This is a genomic window from Alloyangia mangrovi, from assembly GCF_002300555.2.
In the GTDB taxonomy this organism is placed as follows: domain Bacteria; phylum Pseudomonadota; class Alphaproteobacteria; order Rhodobacterales; family Rhodobacteraceae; genus Salipiger; species Salipiger mangrovi.
In genome coordinates, this window is the sequence record NZ_NTHN02000036.1 from 40,057 (window position 1) to 54,788 (window position 14,732).

General features: G+C 67.1%; 16 protein-coding genes and 1 pseudogene. 7 read left to right on the top strand and 10 right to left on the bottom strand.

Annotation, left to right across the window (positions count from 1 at the left end):
* Positions 1–251: 251 nt before the first annotated feature.
* Positions 252–872, top strand: a complete 621-nt coding sequence (locus tag CLG85_RS18015; protein WP_095880950.1) for a DedA family protein — start codon at positions 252–254, stop codon at positions 870–872.
* Positions 873–933: 61 nt separating this feature from the next.
* Here CLG85_RS18015 and CLG85_RS18020 read toward each other — a convergent pair whose 3' ends face one another.
* The 4 genes from CLG85_RS18020 to metF form a co-directional block, all read right to left on the bottom strand.
* Positions 934–2,319: a GntP family permease gene (locus CLG85_RS18020; protein WP_095880951.1), complete on the bottom strand. Its 1,386-nt coding sequence runs from the start codon at positions 2,317–2,319 to the stop codon at positions 934–936.
* A gap of 181 nt (positions 2,320–2,500) precedes the next feature.
* Entirely contained in the window at positions 2,501–3,721 is a 1,221-nt protein-coding gene (locus tag CLG85_RS18025; protein WP_095880952.1) for a glycosyltransferase family protein, read from the bottom strand.
* A 12-nt stretch (positions 3,722–3,733) separates the two neighbouring features.
* On the bottom strand, positions 3,734–4,498 hold the full coding sequence (locus CLG85_RS18030) for an HAD-IIB family hydrolase (protein ID WP_095880953.1): 765 nt from the start codon (positions 4,496–4,498) through the stop codon (positions 3,734–3,736).
* Between the two features lie 244 nt (positions 4,499–4,742).
* Entirely contained in the window at positions 4,743–5,609 is an 867-nt protein-coding gene (metF, locus tag CLG85_RS18035; RefSeq protein WP_095880954.1) for a methylenetetrahydrofolate reductase [NAD(P)H], read from the bottom strand.
* 97 nt (positions 5,610–5,706) lie between these two features.
* Here metF and CLG85_RS18040 point away from each other — a divergent pair.
* Positions 5,707–6,613: pseudogene (locus tag CLG85_RS18040) on the top strand (LysR family transcriptional regulator).
* A gap of 126 nt (positions 6,614–6,739) precedes the next feature.
* Here CLG85_RS18040 and CLG85_RS18045 read toward each other — a convergent pair.
* Entirely contained in the window at positions 6,740–6,946 is a 207-nt protein-coding gene (locus CLG85_RS18045; protein WP_008885598.1) for a cold-shock protein, read from the bottom strand.
* A 242-nt stretch (positions 6,947–7,188) separates the two neighbouring features.
* Between CLG85_RS18045 and CLG85_RS18050 the strand changes: the two genes are divergently transcribed.
* The gene (locus CLG85_RS18050) at positions 7,189–7,503 is read left to right on the top strand and encodes an ArsC/Spx/MgsR family protein (RefSeq protein ID WP_095880956.1); all 315 of its coding nucleotides are present in this window, start codon (positions 7,189–7,191) and stop codon (positions 7,501–7,503) included.
* A 78-nt stretch (positions 7,504–7,581) separates the two neighbouring features.
* On the opposite strand, the gene thrS is transcribed toward CLG85_RS18050, so the two are convergent.
* The 3 genes from thrS to CLG85_RS18065 form a co-directional block, all read right to left on the bottom strand.
* Positions 7,582–9,528: a threonine--tRNA ligase gene (gene thrS / locus CLG85_RS18055; RefSeq protein ID WP_095880957.1), complete on the bottom strand. Its 1,947-nt coding sequence runs from the start codon at positions 9,526–9,528 to the stop codon at positions 7,582–7,584.
* A gap of 190 nt (positions 9,529–9,718) precedes the next feature.
* The gene (locus CLG85_RS18060; protein ID WP_260349795.1) at positions 9,719–10,450 is read right to left on the bottom strand and encodes an amidohydrolase family protein; all 732 of its coding nucleotides are present in this window, start codon (positions 10,448–10,450) and stop codon (positions 9,719–9,721) included.
* Positions 10,347–10,943 (bottom strand): amidohydrolase family protein, encoded by a 597-nt coding sequence (locus tag CLG85_RS18065; protein WP_260349796.1) that lies wholly within the window; start codon positions 10,941–10,943, stop codon positions 10,347–10,349. Before CLG85_RS18065 ends, CLG85_RS18060 begins: the two co-directional genes overlap by 104 nt.
* A 271-nt stretch (positions 10,944–11,214) precedes the next feature.
* On the opposite strand from CLG85_RS18065, the gene CLG85_RS18070 reads away from it, so the two are divergent.
* The gene (locus CLG85_RS18070) at positions 11,215–11,355 is read left to right on the top strand and encodes a hypothetical protein (RefSeq protein WP_260349798.1); all 141 of its coding nucleotides are present in this window, start codon (positions 11,215–11,217) and stop codon (positions 11,353–11,355) included.
* Positions 11,304–11,648: a nuclear transport factor 2-like protein gene (locus CLG85_RS18075; protein WP_235865299.1), complete on the top strand. Its 345-nt coding sequence runs from the start codon at positions 11,304–11,306 to the stop codon at positions 11,646–11,648. Before CLG85_RS18070 ends, CLG85_RS18075 begins: the two co-directional genes overlap by 52 nt.
* 6 nt (positions 11,649–11,654) lie before the next feature.
* Here CLG85_RS18075 and CLG85_RS18080 read toward each other — a convergent pair whose 3' ends face one another.
* Positions 11,655–11,903: an FCD domain-containing protein gene (locus CLG85_RS18080; protein WP_095880960.1), complete on the bottom strand. Its 249-nt coding sequence runs from the start codon at positions 11,901–11,903 to the stop codon at positions 11,655–11,657.
* Between the two features lie 159 nt (positions 11,904–12,062).
* On the opposite strand from CLG85_RS18080, the gene CLG85_RS18085 reads away from it, so the two are divergent.
* Positions 12,063–12,731, top strand: a complete 669-nt coding sequence (locus CLG85_RS18085) for a DNA-3-methyladenine glycosylase I (protein ID WP_095880961.1) — start codon at positions 12,063–12,065, stop codon at positions 12,729–12,731.
* 74 nt (positions 12,732–12,805) lie between these two features.
* A complete protein-coding gene (locus tag CLG85_RS18090) occupies positions 12,806–14,077 on the top strand; it encodes an MFS transporter (RefSeq protein WP_260349800.1) in 1,272 nt (423 codons plus the stop codon).
* On the opposite strand, the gene CLG85_RS18095 is transcribed toward CLG85_RS18090, so the two are convergent.
* A partial coding sequence (locus CLG85_RS18095) for an ArgP/LysG family DNA-binding transcriptional regulator (protein WP_260349801.1) occupies positions 14,056–14,732 on the bottom strand: 677 nt, incomplete at its 5' end. The genes CLG85_RS18090 and CLG85_RS18095 overlap by 22 nt on opposite strands.

A 14,732-nucleotide genomic window follows, 5' to 3' on the forward strand; every position in this document is an offset into this window, starting at 1 on the left:
GCGGCCGGCATCGACGAGAAGAGAAGGGGGCTCTGCCCCCGCCACTCACAGAGCGGCAGGTTCGGGCAGAGGGGACTCTGCCCCCGCCGCTCACAGAGCGGCAGGTTCGGACAGAGGGGGCTCTGCCCCCGCCGCGCTGCGCGCGTCTCCCCCGGGATGTTTTTGCCTAGAAGAAAGGCCGATCTCGCACGGCGGGTGAACCCGGAGGCGCGGGCGCGCGTTGTGCTGTCGGACGTCAAGCGGAGGGCGATATGTTCGACTGGATCTCGGGGTTTGTCGACGCGGTGGGGGCGATCGGCATCGCCGTGCTGATGTTTCTCGAGAATGTCTTTCCGCCGATTCCTTCCGAGCTGATCATGCCGCTCGGCGGCTTCAACGCCGCCGCCGGGCGCGAGCACCTGCTGGCGGTCATTGTCGCGGGCTCGCTCGGCTCGCTCGCCGGGGCGCTCTTCTGGTACTGGATCGGGCGGCGGCTCGGGACGCAGCGGCTGAAGCGGCTGGCGGCGCGGCATGGGCGCTGGCTGACCATCCTGCCCGAGGATCTCGACCGTTCAAACGACTGGTTCACCCGGCATGGCGGCAGCGCGGTGCTGATCGGGCGGCTGATCCCGACGGTGCGCACCTTCATCTCGGTGCCCGCCGGAGTGGCGCGGATGCCGATGGCGAGCTTTCTGGCTTTCACCACCGTGGGGACCGTGAGCTGGACGACGGTGCTGGCGATGGCGGGCTACCTGCTGCAGGCGCAATACGGGCTGGTGGCGGGCTGGCTCGACCCGGTGTCGACCGCGGTGGTGGTGGGGATCGTCGGGGTCTATGTCTGGCGCGTGGCCACCTACGGGCGGCGCAAGCGGCGCAAGGGGATCGACGCCTAGCGGCGCAATGAAAACGGGGCGCCCCAAGGCGCCCCGTTTCGCGTCTGTCGTGCTGCGCGTGTCAGAGACCCAGCGAGCCCAGCACGATAACCGTGATTGTTGCCAGCACCGGGATCGCCACGGCCACCACGAAGATGTCCGAGTAGCTCTTGCGGTGGGTCATGCCGGTGATCGCCAGCAGGGTGATCACCGCGCCGTTGTGCGGCAGCGCGTCGAAGCCGCCGGACGAGAGCGCCGTCACCCGGTGCATCAGCTCCATGCTGATGCCCTGTTCGGCACCCATCGCGGCGAATTGCTCGCCGAGCGCCTTCAGCGCGATCGACATGCCGCCCGAGGCCGAGCCGGTGATGCCCGCAAGCACGTTCACCGCCACTGCCAGCGAGGCCAGCGGGTTGCCCGGGAAGAGCCCAAGCACCGCGTCGCGGATCAGGGCGAAGGCCGGGAGCGAGGCGATCACCGCGCCGTAGCCGACCTCGGAGGCGGTGTTGAAGATCGGCAGCAGCGAGCCCATCGTTCCCTTGTTCACCGTCTCCTTGACGTCGGCGAAGCGCTTCCAGTTCAGCGCCAGCGCCAGCACGATCGACACGACGAGCGAGATGATGATCGCCCAGATGCCGGCGACGCGCGACAGCGAGGTTTCGCCGTATTGCGCGTCGGCGAGGTAGTCGGCGCTCATGTTCGGGAAGATCACGTAGGTGAGCAGCGCGTTGAGCGCGATCACCGCGATGACCGGCAGGATCGCCGCGAAGAAGCCGGGCATGTCGGCATCCTCGGGCAGCGAGCTGTCGGCCGCGGTGCGCTCGTGCACGCCGTAGCCCTCGCCGCGGGCCTGCGCCGCCTTGGCACGGCGGCTCAGCCAGAGCGTGCCGCCGCCGAGCATGATAAGGCCCGCCAGCGTGCCGAGCAGCGGTGCCGCGAAGACGTTGGTGCCGAAGAACGGGATCGGGATCGCGTTCTGGATCGCCGGGGTGCCGGGGAAGGCGGTCATGGTGAAGGTGAACGAGCCGAGCGCGATGGCCGCAGGCAGCAGGCGCTTGGGCACGTCGGCGCGGCGGAACAGGGCGTTGGCGATCGGGTAGATGGCAAAGGCCACCACGAAGAGCGACACGCCGCCGAAGGTGAGCACGCCGCAGGCGAGCACGACGGCGAGGATGGCGCGGTCACCGCCGACCCAGGCCACGATCTTCTCGGCGATGGTGCGCGCGGCGCCGCCGTCGGCCATGACCTTGCCGAAGATCGCGCCGAGCAGGAACAGCGGGAAGTAGGTGATCACGTAGCCGCCGAGCGACTTCATGAAGACCTGCGTGTAGGTGGCCATAACCGGCAGCCCGCCCGAAAACAGGACGGCGAGCATGGCCAGAAGCGGTGCCAGGATCAGCACGTTGATGCCGCGGTAGGCCAGGTACATCAGCAAGCCCAGCGACAGAATGATCCCGATGAGACCCATTCTTCTCCTCCTTTTGATTTGAAGCGCCCCGCGGGGAGGCCGGAATGGGGAGGACCGGCGCGGGCAGGGCTCAAAAATCAGTTACTCGGACGGGAGCTGGGTCAGGTCAATGCGACGACGCGAGGAAAGACGCGACGTCGCGAGCGTCGGTGATCACGGTGACGTGAGGTTTTTCCGGCGGTCAGCCGAATTCCGCATCGTCCGCGGCCACCGCGGCGCGGAAATCCGCCAGCAGCGAGGGGTCGGCCGAATGCACTCGGTTCCACGTCGGGATGAAGGGCGTCTCCTGGGGGTTCTCGATGAAGAGCTGCCCGGCGCGGACGATGTTCTCGCCGAACATCTCGATGCTGCGCTCCTCGGCGTGGCGGTCAATGTTCAGCCCGTTCATCTTGGCATCCGCAGAATAGGCCTCGAGCAGGTCGAGCGCTGAGCGGTAGTAGGTGGCCTTGAGCGTACGGAAGACATGCGGGGTAAAGACCGTGCCATCGGCGGCGAGCTTGCGGAAGATCGCCTTGCAAATGTCCACGGACATGCGCGAGAGGCCCTGGCTGGCGTCCTCGGGCGAGAGGTCCTGGTGCTTGTGGTCGTAGATGTCGGCGATCTCGACCTGGCAGACCTGGCGCGGGCCGAGATTGCGCCAGGCTTCCGACAGAACGCCGATCTCGAGCCCCCAGTCCGAGGGGATGCGCAGGTCGGGCAGGAGCCCGGTGCGCAGCGCCATCTCACCCGAGAGCGGGTAGCGGAAGGCGCGCAGGTAGTCGATGTAGTCCCGGTCACCGATGGTGCGCTTGAGCGCAATCAAGAGCGGCGAGACCAGAAGGCGGGTGACCCGGCCGTTCAGCTTGCCGCCGCCGACGCGGGGGTAGTAGCCCTTGGAGAGCTGGTAGCTGAAGCTCGGATTGGCCACCGGATAGACCAGCCGGTCGAGCATCTCGCGCGTGTAGGTGACGATGTCGCAATCATGGATCGCCATCACCGCGCTGTCGGCGCAGGAGATGAGATAGCCCATGCAGCCCCAGACGTTCTTGCCCTTGCCCGGCTCCTGAGGGGCGAGGCCGAGCGCCTCGAGCCGACCCATGATCTCGAGCATTCGCGGGCTGTCGTTCCAGATCACCGTGGTCTGCTGCGGCAGCACGGAAAAGAACTGGCGGGCGTGGCGATATTGAGCCTCGTTGGCGCGGTCGAGGCCGATGACGATGCGGTGCAGATAGGTGACCTTGCCCAGTTCCTTGAGGATGCCCGGCAGCGCATCGCCCTCGAGCTCGGAGTAGAGCGAGGGCAGGATCAGCGAGATCTTCCGGCTCTGGGCATAGGTCTCGAGCTCGTAGATCATCTCCTCGATGGGGCGCGAGCGCAGGTTGTGGAACTGGGCGATATTGCCGTTCTGCTGGAAGTCGGCCATGGCGGTGGTCTCCTAGAGCCCGAGGTCTGCAAGTAAGTCGAGGATGGCGGCGTTCCAGCCCTCGGGGCCGGGCAGGGTGGTGCGGCGGATGCGTCCCGTCTGCTCGCCGGGCAGGGGCGGAATGCCGGTGCCGTGGTTGTTGCGGATGATCACGCCGTAGGTGGCGGCCTCGATCATCTCGATGTCGTTGGGCGCATCGCCGAGCGCGATGGATCTGTCGCAGCCAAGATCGGCGAGGATGCCCGCCATCTGCTGCGCCTTGGTGCCGCCGAAGGAGAGAGTGAGGAAGCGCCCGCCCTTGCGTGCATGGATGCCCTTCTGGCTGAGAGCCGCGAGGAAGGCCTCCTGCTGCCCTTCGCTGCCGGACCAGAGGCCGGGCTCGGTGAAGCGGCGCTTGCGGGCGAGGGCGGCGTTCGCAAGGGGCAGGCCGGTGACACGCGCGACCTCCGCCGCGTTCATGTCGCCGAAGCCTTTGAAATGTTGCGCGTGCTCCGGCATGCCCGCCAATGCGGCGCGGAGCTTCTCATACTCGGGCGCATCCTCCGAAAGGGCGCCGGGGGCAATCCGGTCGGCGCCGTTCTCGACGATGGCGGGCCAGTCGCCAAGGCCCAGCTCTGCATGCAGCGGCGCGATCTCGGCAGCGGTCTTTGAGGAGGCAAGGATGAGTGGGATGCCGCGCGCTTTGAGCTCCTCCAGCGCGGGCCGCGCGGCCGAATAGGAGTAGGTGTCGTGGTCGAGCAGGGTCCCGTCGAGATCGGTGAAAACCGCCAGCCGCACGTCTTGTCCCTTCGTCTGTCCCCCGGGTCAGTTAAGCGGATGGGACCAAGGAAGGGAACAGGCGCGGGGTGAGGAAATTCCTAAGTTGCCGAGATTGGGCGGAAAAGAGGCAACGCGTGAGCGCATCACCAAGCGCGGCATCGCGGCACGGGCAGGAATGCAGAAGCGCCGGCCCGTGCGGACGGGCCGGCGCCTGCAAGGGCGTCTTCTGCCTTTCAGGCGGCGAAAGCCCCGCCCAAAGTCGTCAGGCGACGTTCTCGAGCTTGTTGTCCGGGGTCACGCCGAGCGCGAAGCACACGTCGCGGGTCAGCTCGGGGCGGTTGAGCGTGTAGAAGTGCAGCTTGTCGACGCCGCCTTCGAGCAGCTCGTTGCAGAGCTCGGTGCACATCGCGGTCGCCAGCAGGTCCTGCCGGTCGTCGCGCTCGGCCTTCTCGAAGGCCTCGATCACCCAGGCGGGGATCTTGGTGCCGGTGGCCTCGGCGAAGCGGCGCGCGCCCTTCCAGTTCTCGATCGGCAGGATGCCGGGCACGATCGGCTTGTCGATGCCCGCCTTCTCGCATTCGTCGCGGAAGCGGAAGAAGCTCTCGGCCTCGAAGAAGAACTGGGTCAGCGCCTCGGACGCACCGGCGTCGAACTTGCGCTTGAGGTACTCGACATCGGCGGTGGCCGACGGCGCCTCGGGGTGCTTGTCGGGATAGGCGCCGACGCGGATGGTGAAATCACCGGTCTCGCGCAGCGCCTCGATCAGCTCGACCGAAGAGCCGAAGCCCTCGGGGTGGGGGGTGAAGCCGCTGGCGCCCTTGGGCGGATCGCCCCGCAGCGCCACGATGTCATTCACGCCCGCCTCTTGGAACTGGCGCGCGATGGCCAGCGTCTCCTCGCGGGTCGCATCCACGCACGTCAGGTGCGCGGCGACCTTGAGCCCGGAGTTCTTGTGCAGGGTGGCGACGACGTCACGGGTCAGCTCGCGGGTGGTGCCGCCGGCGCCATAGGTGACCGACACGAAGCGCGGACCGAGCGGCGAAAGCGCCTGCACCGTGTCCCACAGCCGGAAGGTCGCCTCGATGTTGCGGGGCGGGAAGAATTCGAAAGAGATGTCGGGGCGCGTCATTGGCCGGGACTCCAGTTTGGATTTCGGTCCTTGTGACACATGAGCCTTTGTGAGACAAACTCATACTTCTCAAGAACAACATGAGGCGAACGCTGGGATGCACATCGAGTTTCGTCATCTGCGCACGATCAAGGCCATCCACGAGGCCGGGGGGGCTCGCGCGTGCTGCCGATCAGCTGAACATAACGCAATCCGCGCTGTCTCACCAGATCAAGGGGCTCGAGGATCAGGCCGGGGTCGAGCTTTTCGTGCGGCGCTCGAAGCCGATGAAGCTTTCCGCCGCCGGGCTGCGGCTGTTGCGGCTCGCCGACCAGGTGCTGCCGCAAGTCGAGGCGGCAATGGCCGAGTTCGACGGGCTGCGCGCGGGCTCAGCCGGGCGGCTGCACATCGCCATCGAGTGTCATGCCTGTTTCGAGTGGCTTTTTCCGGTGCTCGAGAGCTTCCGCAAGAGCTGGGGCGACGTCGATGTGGACATCCGCCCGGGTCTCGCTTTCGACGCGCTTCCGGCGTTGGTGAAGGAAGAAGTGGATGTGGTGATCTCCTCCGATCCTGAGGATCTGCCCGGCGTCACCTTCACCCCGCTTTTCGAGTATCATCCGGTCTTCGTAGCCGCCGCCTCGCATCCGCTCGCCGGGAAGCCGTGGATCGAGGCGCAGGACTTCCGGGGCGAGACCCTAATCACCTATCCGGTGGATCGGGCACGGCTCGATATCTTCTCGCAATTGCTGACTCCGGCAAAAGTCGAACCGGCGGCGATTCGCCAAGTCGAGCTGACCGCGGTGATTCTGCTTTTGGTTGCCTCGAATCGCGGTGTGGCCGTATTGCCCGATTGGGTTGTGCGCGAGGTGAAATATAATTCCGATTACATCACCCGGCCGTTGACCGAAGCGGGGATCACCCGGCACCTTTATGCGGCGACGCGCACCGAGGATCTCGAAAAGCCCTACATGATGGATCTGATCCGACTGGCGGGGCAGGAAGCGCGGCGCCTGCAGACCCAATAGCCTGCCGAAAGACGCCCTCTGCGACATGTGATACGCGCCGAGGCTGGTCCGCACGGCGTCCGCAGCAAGAAGCTGCGCGGACCCGACCCCGATAGGGGTAGGGTCATTGATATTATCTGTATGTTTTTAAAGTGTTTTCAGGTCGGACGCCATCATGCGTCCATCGCGGCCTTCCTTGAGCTCGTAGCTCACTTTCTGATTGTCCGCGAGGCCGGTAAGGCCTGAACGTTCGACGGCCGAGATATGAACGAAGACATCCTTGCCCCCCTCTTCGGGCGCGATGAAGCCGTAGCCTTTGGTGGTATTGAACCATTTCACGGTGCCGCTCGGCATGTTTCCGTGCTCCTTCCAACTTTCCTGTTTCTACCCGTAATGCGGGCGCCCCGTCACATTCGCCTCTCAGGGGGAGGAATGCCTGTCCCGGTCGAAAACGCGGGAAAATCGAGGCTTTCCGGGTCTGATCATCGAAGGTCACGGGCCAAGAGTTGCACGGTGCCTGCAAAAATCAAGAGAAACGCTTCGCAGTTGCGGCATTAGGCAATAAATGGTGCCGGGAAAGATCAAGGAGATGGCGGATGCTGATATACGGGCTGAAATCTTGTGACACGTGCCGCAAGGCGCTGAAATCCCTGCCAGGGGCGGAGTTTCGCGACGTCCGGGCCGATGGCGTGCCCGGCGAGGTGATCGACGCGGCGCTGGCGGAATTTGGCGACAAGCTGGTGAACACCCGCTCGACGACATGGCGTGAATTGGACGAGGCGCAGCGCGCCCGCCCGGCGAAGGAGTTGCTGGCCGACCACCCCACGCTGATGAAACGCCCGCTGATCGTCGCAGGGGAGCGCATGTATCTTGGCTGGGCCAAGGACGTCGAGGCGGCTTTGGCGGGCTGAGGTCGCGGCGCTCCGGTATAAAAAAGGAAAAAGCCCCGGGGGAGTCCCCCGGGGCTTTCTCATGTTCAGAAGACCGGCTCAGCGCAGGTCGGGGGCGGTGGCGTCGAGCGACAGGGCGGCGACGATCTCGTCGAGGCTCTGCACCGCGGTCTGCTTCTCGCCGAGACGGCGCACGGTGACGGTGCGCTCCTCGACCTCGCGGTGCCCCACGGCGAGGATCACCGGCACCTTGCCCACGGAATGCTCACGGACCTTGTAGTTGATCTTCTCGTTGCGCGTGTCCGCCTCGGCGCGGACGCCGGCGGCCTTCAGCGCGGCGACAACCTCGAGCACATAGTCATCCGCCTCCGAGGTGATCGAGGCGACCACCACCTGACGCGGCGCCAGCCAGAACGGCAGCTTGCCGGCGTGCTCCTCGATCAGGATGCCGATGAAGCGCTCGAAGGAGCCCAGCACGGCGCGGTGCAGCATGACCGGGCGGTGCTTCTCGCCGTCCTGGCCGATGAAACTCGCATCCAGGCGCTCGGGCAGGTTGGGGTCCACCTGCAGCGTACCGCACTGCCAGTCCCGGCCGATCGCGTCGGTCAAGGTGAACTCGAGCTTGGGGCCATAGAAGGCGCCTTCGCCTTCCTGGATCTCGTACTCGTAGCCCGCCGCGCGGCACGCATCGCCAAGCGCCGCCTCGACGCGGTCCCAGCTCTCGTCCGAGCCGATGCGCTTCTCGGGGCGGGTCGAGAGCTTGATCGTCCAGTTCTCGAAGCCCAGATCCGCGTAGATCGAGGCGAGGAACTCGATGAACTTCTTGGTTTCCGCCTCGATCTGATCGTCGGTGCAGAAGATGTGTGCGTCGTCCTGGGTGAAGCCGCGCACCCGCATGATGCCATGCAGCGCGCCCGAGGGCTCGTAACGGTTGCACGAGCCGAATTCGGCCATGCGCAGCGGCAGGTCGCGGTAGGACTTCAGGCCCTGGTTGAACACCTGCACGTGGCAGGGGCAGTTCATCGGCTTGAGCGCGTTGATCGCCTTCTCGCGGGCATGCTCCTCGTCAACCTCGACGATGAACATGTTTTCCTGGTAGTTGTCCCAGTGACCGGACTTCTCCCAGAGCTTGCGATCGACAACCTGCGGCGTGTTAACCTCGACGTAGCCGTCCCGCTCCTGCCGGCGGCGCATGTAGTCCTGCAGCGTGGTGTAGATCTTCCAGCCGTTGGGGTGCCAGAAGATCTGCCCCGGCGCTTCGGGCTGGAGGTGGAAGAGATCCATCTCGCGGCCCAGCTTGCGGTGGTCGCGCTTCGCCGCTTCCTCGAGGAAGTTCAGGTATTTCTTCAGCTCGTCGCGGTTGCGGAAGGCCACGCCGGTGATCCGTTGCAGCATCGGGCGCGAGACGTCGCCGAACCAGTAGGCGCCCGAGACGCCCATCAGCTTGAAGGCATCCGACGGCAGCTGGCCGGTGTTCTGCAGGTGCGGGCCGCGGCAGAGGTCCTGCCACTCGCCGTGCCAGTACATGCGGATCGGCGCGTCTACGGGGATGCGGTCCACCAGCTCGACCTTGTAGCCCTCGCCGCTGTCCTCGTAGAACTTGCGGGCGCGGTCACGGTCCCAGATCTCGGTCTTCACCTCGTCGCGGGCGTTGATGATGTCCTTCATCTTCGCCTCGATCTGGCCGAGGTCCTCGGGGGTGAAGGGCTCGGCACGGTCGAAGTCGTAGAACCAGCCGTTGTCCGTCACCGGGCCGATGGTGACCTTGGTGTCGGGCCAGATCTCCTGCACCGCGCGCGCCATCACGTGCGCGAGGTCGTGGCGGATCAGCTCGAGCGCCTGGTCCTCGTCCTGCAGGGTGTGGATCGCGATCGTGCTGTCGGCGTCGATGGGCCACTGAAGGTCCCAATGCGCGCCGTTCACGGTGGCGGAGATGGCCTTTTTCGAAAGGCTCTTGGAAATGGCTGCGGCCACGTCGGCAGGGGTCACGCCCTTGTCGAACTCGCGCGCATTGCCATCGGGGAATGTCAGGGAAATCTGGCTCATAGGCCTAGTCTCCTCGTCGGTCTGGCGCCCACGGAACGCCCGGTTGCGGGTTATTTGTCGTGCCGCCTTGTGACCCTCGGGGGAGGGGGTGTCAAGCGGCGGGGAGGCGGCCCCCGCCGGCTTGCGCAACGGGAGGAGGATGCGCGCCGTGTGCCGGCGGCTTCAGTCCGCGCGGGTCGGCGCCCTGTTCCTAAGGCCGGATGATCCTCGGCGCGGGCGCCTCGAAGGTCATCCTGCCGCTGCGCATCCCCCAGACCGGCCGCCTGATCTCGGCCACGGCAGAGGCGCGGGTCTCGCAGGGCAGCAGCACCAGATCGGCGGGGCTGCCGGGCTCGATCCTGTCGGAGACCCCGAGCAGCCGGAAGGGATGGCTGCTGACCATCGCGAAGCAGGCTGTCAGCTCCTCGGGGCCGCCAAGCTGCGCGACATTGGCAAAGAGGTTCGCCATCCGCGGCAGCGAGCAATCGCCATAGGGGGTGAAGGGGTTCAGAACGTTGTTTGTCGCCACGGTGCAGCAAACCCCCGCGGCGTGGAACCGGTGCGCCGGGGCAACGCCCCGCGGCACCGCGTGGTCATACCCGCGCCCGGTGATGAAGAGATCGGTTGCCGGCAGCACGGTGAGCGCGATCCCGGCATCCTTCAGCAGCGCCACGCTCTGCGCCAGCGCGTCCGCGGGCAGCATCGAGAGCTTGGTCACATGGCCGATCGCCACGCGCCCCTGCATGCCAAAGGCGATGGTCTGCCGCGCCACCTCATCAAGATGTCGCCAGCTGGTGTCGAGGTCGAAATCGAGGTGGAAATCGAGATCGACATTGAACTCACGCGCCATCCCGAAGAGCAGGGCGATCTGACCTTCGGGGTCGGTGTCGGTATAGGGGCAGCCGCCGAGCAGGTCGGCGCCCTCCGCCAGCGCCGCGCGCAACAGCGCCTCGGTGCCCGGGTAGTTCAGCAGCCCCTCTTGAGGGAAGACGCAGATCTGCAGGTCCAGCGCCCAGGAATAATCCTTTTTTTAACTGCTTGACCGCCTCGAAGCCAGCCAGCCCGATCACCGGGTCGATCTCGACCTGCGTGCGGATGAGCGTGGTGCCCTGACCGATTGCCTGCTCGAGCACCCGCGCGCCGCGGGCGTAGACATCCTCGGTCGTGAACGCCTTCTTGGCCGCCGCCACCGCCGCAAGGGCACCTTGCAGATCGCCGGTGCGGTTCACCGCCCGTTCGAGGATGCAGGCCTTGTCGAGGTGCAGGTGGCTGTCGGCAAAGCCGCGGAAGATCAGCCCGCCTTCTGCGTCGAGCGAGGGGGCGTCGCCGGCGAGGCCGGTCGCGATGGTCGCGATCCTCCCCTGCGCGATGCCGATGTCGACCGGGGCGGCGCCGTCCGAAAGCCGCGCATCGCGGATGATGAGATCGAGTGTCATTGTGCTGCTCTTGCCTTTTCTTCGCGGGTCTCTTCCTGGCGGGAGAGCCACCCGGCCATGCGCATGTTTCGGCGCCCACACAAGGCAGGCTCGACCTGGCCGACTGTCAAAGTCGTGCGCCGTCAAGCCGCTGAAATATCGCCTTGGCGGTGCAGCCTGCACAAGCTTCGGGCAAAATGCATGCAATTCTTGTATGGAATTTGCGCGCCCGGGTTCCTTAATTCCCGTGGTGTGCCAGAACCGACTCGCCGGACCAGCGAAAGGACCTCTGATGACCGCCGAAAAGACCGCCCCCCTCGGGATCGACTACGCCGCGCTGCCGCCCGAGGCGCAGATCGTGCATGACTACCTCGAGGCCTCATGGTGCCCGATCCGGAGCGCGCCGCCACCTATGTGGCCGAAGGGGTGGTGATCACCTTCACTGGCGGGAGGGTCTACCATCACCCCTCGGGCCCCTCGGGCTTCAACGCCATGCGGTACGCCTGGGTGAAAAAGGACATGCGCCAGTTCGACGTGGCGCAGGGGAGCGAGGGCACCGTGGTCTACTCGACCGGCTACCTCTACGGCGCATGGCCCGACGGTACGCCCTTCGAGGGAAACCGCTATGTCGACCGCTTCGTGGTGCAGGGCGGCAAGATCGTGAAGATGGACGTCTGGAACGACAGCGCCGAGCGCATCCTCACCGCGCGGGGCATCGAGGCGTAAGCCGCTTCAGCCAGTCTCGCGTACGCCAATGGCGTATGGCTCCAGCGCGTCGAGATGAGAATAGGCGCTCTGGCCGCCGTCCCGGAACTGCGCGCGGGCCGAGACCTGTTCCAGGTGGCTGCGGGCGAGGGCCCTTGCCTGCGCGGCGTCGGCCCGGCGGAGCGCCGCGAGGATGTCGCGGTGCTCTTCGATGCCGCAGGCCGAGGAATGCGGGCGCGAGAACTGCGAGAGCGTCAGGGCACACCGGTAGCTCATCTATCTCACATAGCGCATCAGCTCCGGGCTGCCGGTAAGCTCTCCCGGCAGAATATGAAACTCGGTGGCACGCCGCCCGCGCAAGCTCAACCGAGGCCGCCGCGCTTTCTAATCGCCTGTGTTTGCGCCACGCTGCTGCCAGCCACGGAGGGAACACCCATGCGCACATTCGACGAGATCCTCGCCATCGCCGCCGAGCGCCACGGCGGACAGGAGGCGGCCCTGGCGGGCATCCCCGCACCGCTGAGCCCCGATGAGATCGCCATGCAGCCCGACGCCCGCTTCCTTGCCGCCATGGCGCGCGGGATCTTCCAGGCCGGCATCAGCTGGAGCGTGGTCGAGGCCAAATGGCCCGGCATCGAGGAGGCCTTCCACGGCTTTGAGCCGGCGCGGGTTGCGATGATCGAAGGCGATGCCTTCGATGCGCTGCTCTCGGACACGCGGGTGATCCGCTCCGGGCCGAAGCTGGCGGCGATCCGCGACAATGCCGCCTTCCTCACCGAGGTTGCCGCGGAGGCGGGGAGTTTTGCCCGCAAGATCGCCGACTGGCCGGTGACCGAGTTCGACGCGCTGCTCGACTGGCTCAAGCGCAGCGGGGCCCGGCTTGGCGGCAATACCGGCGCCTACATGTTGCGGACGATGGGCAAGGACGGCTACGTCCTGAGCCGCGACGTGGTGGGGCGGCTGAACGCCGAGGGGGTGATCGACAAGCCACCCAGTTCGCGCAAGGCGCTGGCGGCGGTGCAGGAGGCCTTCAACACCTGGGCCGAGGACAGCGGGCTGCCCCATACGACGATCAGCCGGGTTCTTGCGCGCAGCATCGGCTGACCTGCACGGGAACCGGCCCTTGCGCCGCGGCGTTTCCCTGCCGGACCCACCGGCGGACGAGCAGCGGCAGGCGCATGACCCATTTCGACGAGACGCAGATCTACGACAGGTTGACCGAAGGCGAGGACGGCGCCCCAAGGTCAGAGGCCCGTAACGGGCTGCGCCACGTCGGGGCGCTGTCGATGACCAAGCTCGCCGATGGGCTGCTCAATCCCAAACTGGTGCTCACCTGGCTGGCGCAGGCGCTTGGTGTGCCTACCGCCGTGACCGGCCTGCTTGTGCCGATCCGCGAGGCGGGGGCGCTGCTGCCGCAGCTCCTGCTGGCAGGTGTGGTGCGGCGCAGTCGCCAGCGCAAATGGATCTGGGTGGCAGGTTCGGTCGGGCAGGGGTTGGCGGCGGCGGGTATGGCTGCCGTGGCGCTGACCTTGCAGGGTATGGCGGCGGGGCTGGCGCTCTGCGCTTTGCTGGCGGGGTTGGCGCTGTCGCGCGCCGCGGCCTCGGTCAGCTACAAGGACGTGCTCGGCAAGACCGTCTCGAAGACCCGGCGCGGCTCGATCACCGGCACGGCGGGCTCGGTGGCCGCGGCCGGGGTGCTGGTCTTTGCGATGCTGCTGATGTCGGGCGCGGTGCAGGACGTGCCACCCGTCGCCGCGGCCATCGGTCTTGCGGCTGCGCTCTGGCTAGGTGCAGCGGCGCTCTTCGCGATGCTGGAGGAAGAGGACAGCGACCCCGAGCCGAACGCCGCCCCCGTTGATCTGTCGCCGCTCCGCGAGGACCCGCAGTTCCGCCGCTTCATCGCCTGCCGCGGGGCGCTGACCGTGACCTCGCTGGCGCCGCCCTACCTCGTGCTGCTCGAGGAGAACGGCGGCGCGCTGCAGAAACTCGGGGCCATGGTGCTTGCCTCGGCGCTGGCAGGCTTCGTGTCGAGCTGGGTCTGGGGGCGGATGGCAGACCGCTCGGCGCGCCGGGTGCTGGTGCTCTCGGGCTTCACCGGGGCCGGTGCCATGGCGCTTGCGGTGGTGGCGGCGCTGCTCGGCTGGACCGGGCCGGTCTGGGTGACGCCATTGCTGCTTTTCGCGCTGCTGATCTCCTGGCAGGGGGTGCGGCAGGGGCGCTCGACCTATCTCGTCGACATGGCCCCCGAGGAGGGCCGCGCCAGCTACGCCGCGCTGGCCAACACGCTGATCGGCGGTCTGCTGCTGCTGACCGGCGCGCTCGGCGGCGTGCTGGCCATCGTCGGGCCGGTGGCGGCGCTGGCGGGCTTTGCCGGGCTGAGCCTGATCGGCGGGGTCATCGCCATGGGGCTGCACGAGGTCGAGACGGATCAGGACGGCAGCAGGGACTGACGCGCCTGCGCCCGCACGGCGCGGGTCAGCGGGGCCAGCGCCGCGGCGACCATCCGGTTGACCTGCCACGTCAGGGCGATGTCCTCCGGCATGTCCGGGCACATGGCGACCAACGCGCCCGAGGCCAGCAGAGGCGCTGCGAGGAATTCCGGGTTCAACCCCCAGCCGATCCCCAGCCGTGCCGCCTCGACGAAGCCCTGCGTCGAGGGCAGGCGGTGCGTGGGCGGCAGCAGCGCCTGCCCGGTGACCCGGCGCAGCCAATGGTGCTGCAGCGCGTCCTTGCCGTCGAACTGCAGCAGCGGCGCGCGGGCGAGGCTCTCGGCTGTCACCCCTTCTGCAAAATACCTCTCCCGGAAGTCCGGCGCGCAGGTTGCCACGTAGCGCATCCGCCCGAGCGGCACCGCATCGCAGCCCTGCACCGGGCGGGCGTGGTCGCAAATCGCCGCCGAGACCTCGCCCCGCCGCAGCCAGTCGGCCGAGAAGGCCTGATCGTCCAACACGATGTCGAAGAGCATGTCGCGCCCGACCAGCGCGGGCAGGAACCAGGTCCCGAGGCTGTCGGCGTTGACCGCCAGTCGCAGCCGCGCCTGCGGTGCCGGCTGGCCGAGGTCACGCGCCAGTGCCGCCTCGAGCAGCGCCACCTCGGAGGCGTGGC

What these genes read in the sequence shown, in the direction of transcription:
- CLG85_RS18075 (WP_235865299.1), top strand. Translation starts at nt 11,304, where the DNA reads ATGGTGCCCGATCCGGAGCGCGCCGCCACCTATGTGGCCGAAGGGGTG.
- CLG85_RS18080 (WP_095880960.1), bottom strand. Translation starts at nt 11,903, where the DNA reads ATGAGCTACCGGTGTGCCCTGACGCTCTCGCAGTTCTCGCGCCCGCAT.
- thrS (WP_095880957.1), bottom strand. Translation starts at nt 9,528, where the DNA reads ATGAGCCAGATTTCCCTGACATTCCCCGATGGCAATGCGCGCGAGTTC.
- CLG85_RS18065 (WP_260349796.1), bottom strand. Translation starts at nt 10,943, where the DNA reads ATGACACTCGATCTCATCATCCGCGATGCGCGGCTTTCGGACGGCGCC.
- metF (WP_095880954.1), bottom strand. Translation starts at nt 5,609, where the DNA reads ATGACGCGCCCCGACATCTCTTTCGAATTCTTCCCGCCCCGCAACATC.
- CLG85_RS18070 (WP_260349798.1), top strand. Translation starts at nt 11,215, where the DNA reads ATGACCGCCGAAAAGACCGCCCCCCTCGGGATCGACTACGCCGCGCTG.
- CLG85_RS18015 (WP_095880950.1), top strand. Translation starts at nt 252, where the DNA reads ATGTTCGACTGGATCTCGGGGTTTGTCGACGCGGTGGGGGCGATCGGC.
- CLG85_RS18085 (WP_095880961.1), top strand. Translation starts at nt 12,063, where the DNA reads ATGCGCACATTCGACGAGATCCTCGCCATCGCCGCCGAGCGCCACGGC.
- CLG85_RS18025 (WP_095880952.1), bottom strand. Translation starts at nt 3,721, where the DNA reads ATGGCCGACTTCCAGCAGAACGGCAATATCGCCCAGTTCCACAACCTG.
- CLG85_RS18090 (WP_260349800.1), top strand. Translation starts at nt 12,806, where the DNA reads ATGACCCATTTCGACGAGACGCAGATCTACGACAGGTTGACCGAAGGC.
- CLG85_RS18050 (WP_095880956.1), top strand. Translation starts at nt 7,189, where the DNA reads ATGCTGATATACGGGCTGAAATCTTGTGACACGTGCCGCAAGGCGCTG.
- CLG85_RS18045 (WP_008885598.1), bottom strand. Translation starts at nt 6,946, where the DNA reads ATGCCGAGCGGCACCGTGAAATGGTTCAATACCACCAAAGGCTACGGC.
- CLG85_RS18020 (WP_095880951.1), bottom strand. Translation starts at nt 2,319, where the DNA reads ATGGGTCTCATCGGGATCATTCTGTCGCTGGGCTTGCTGATGTACCTG.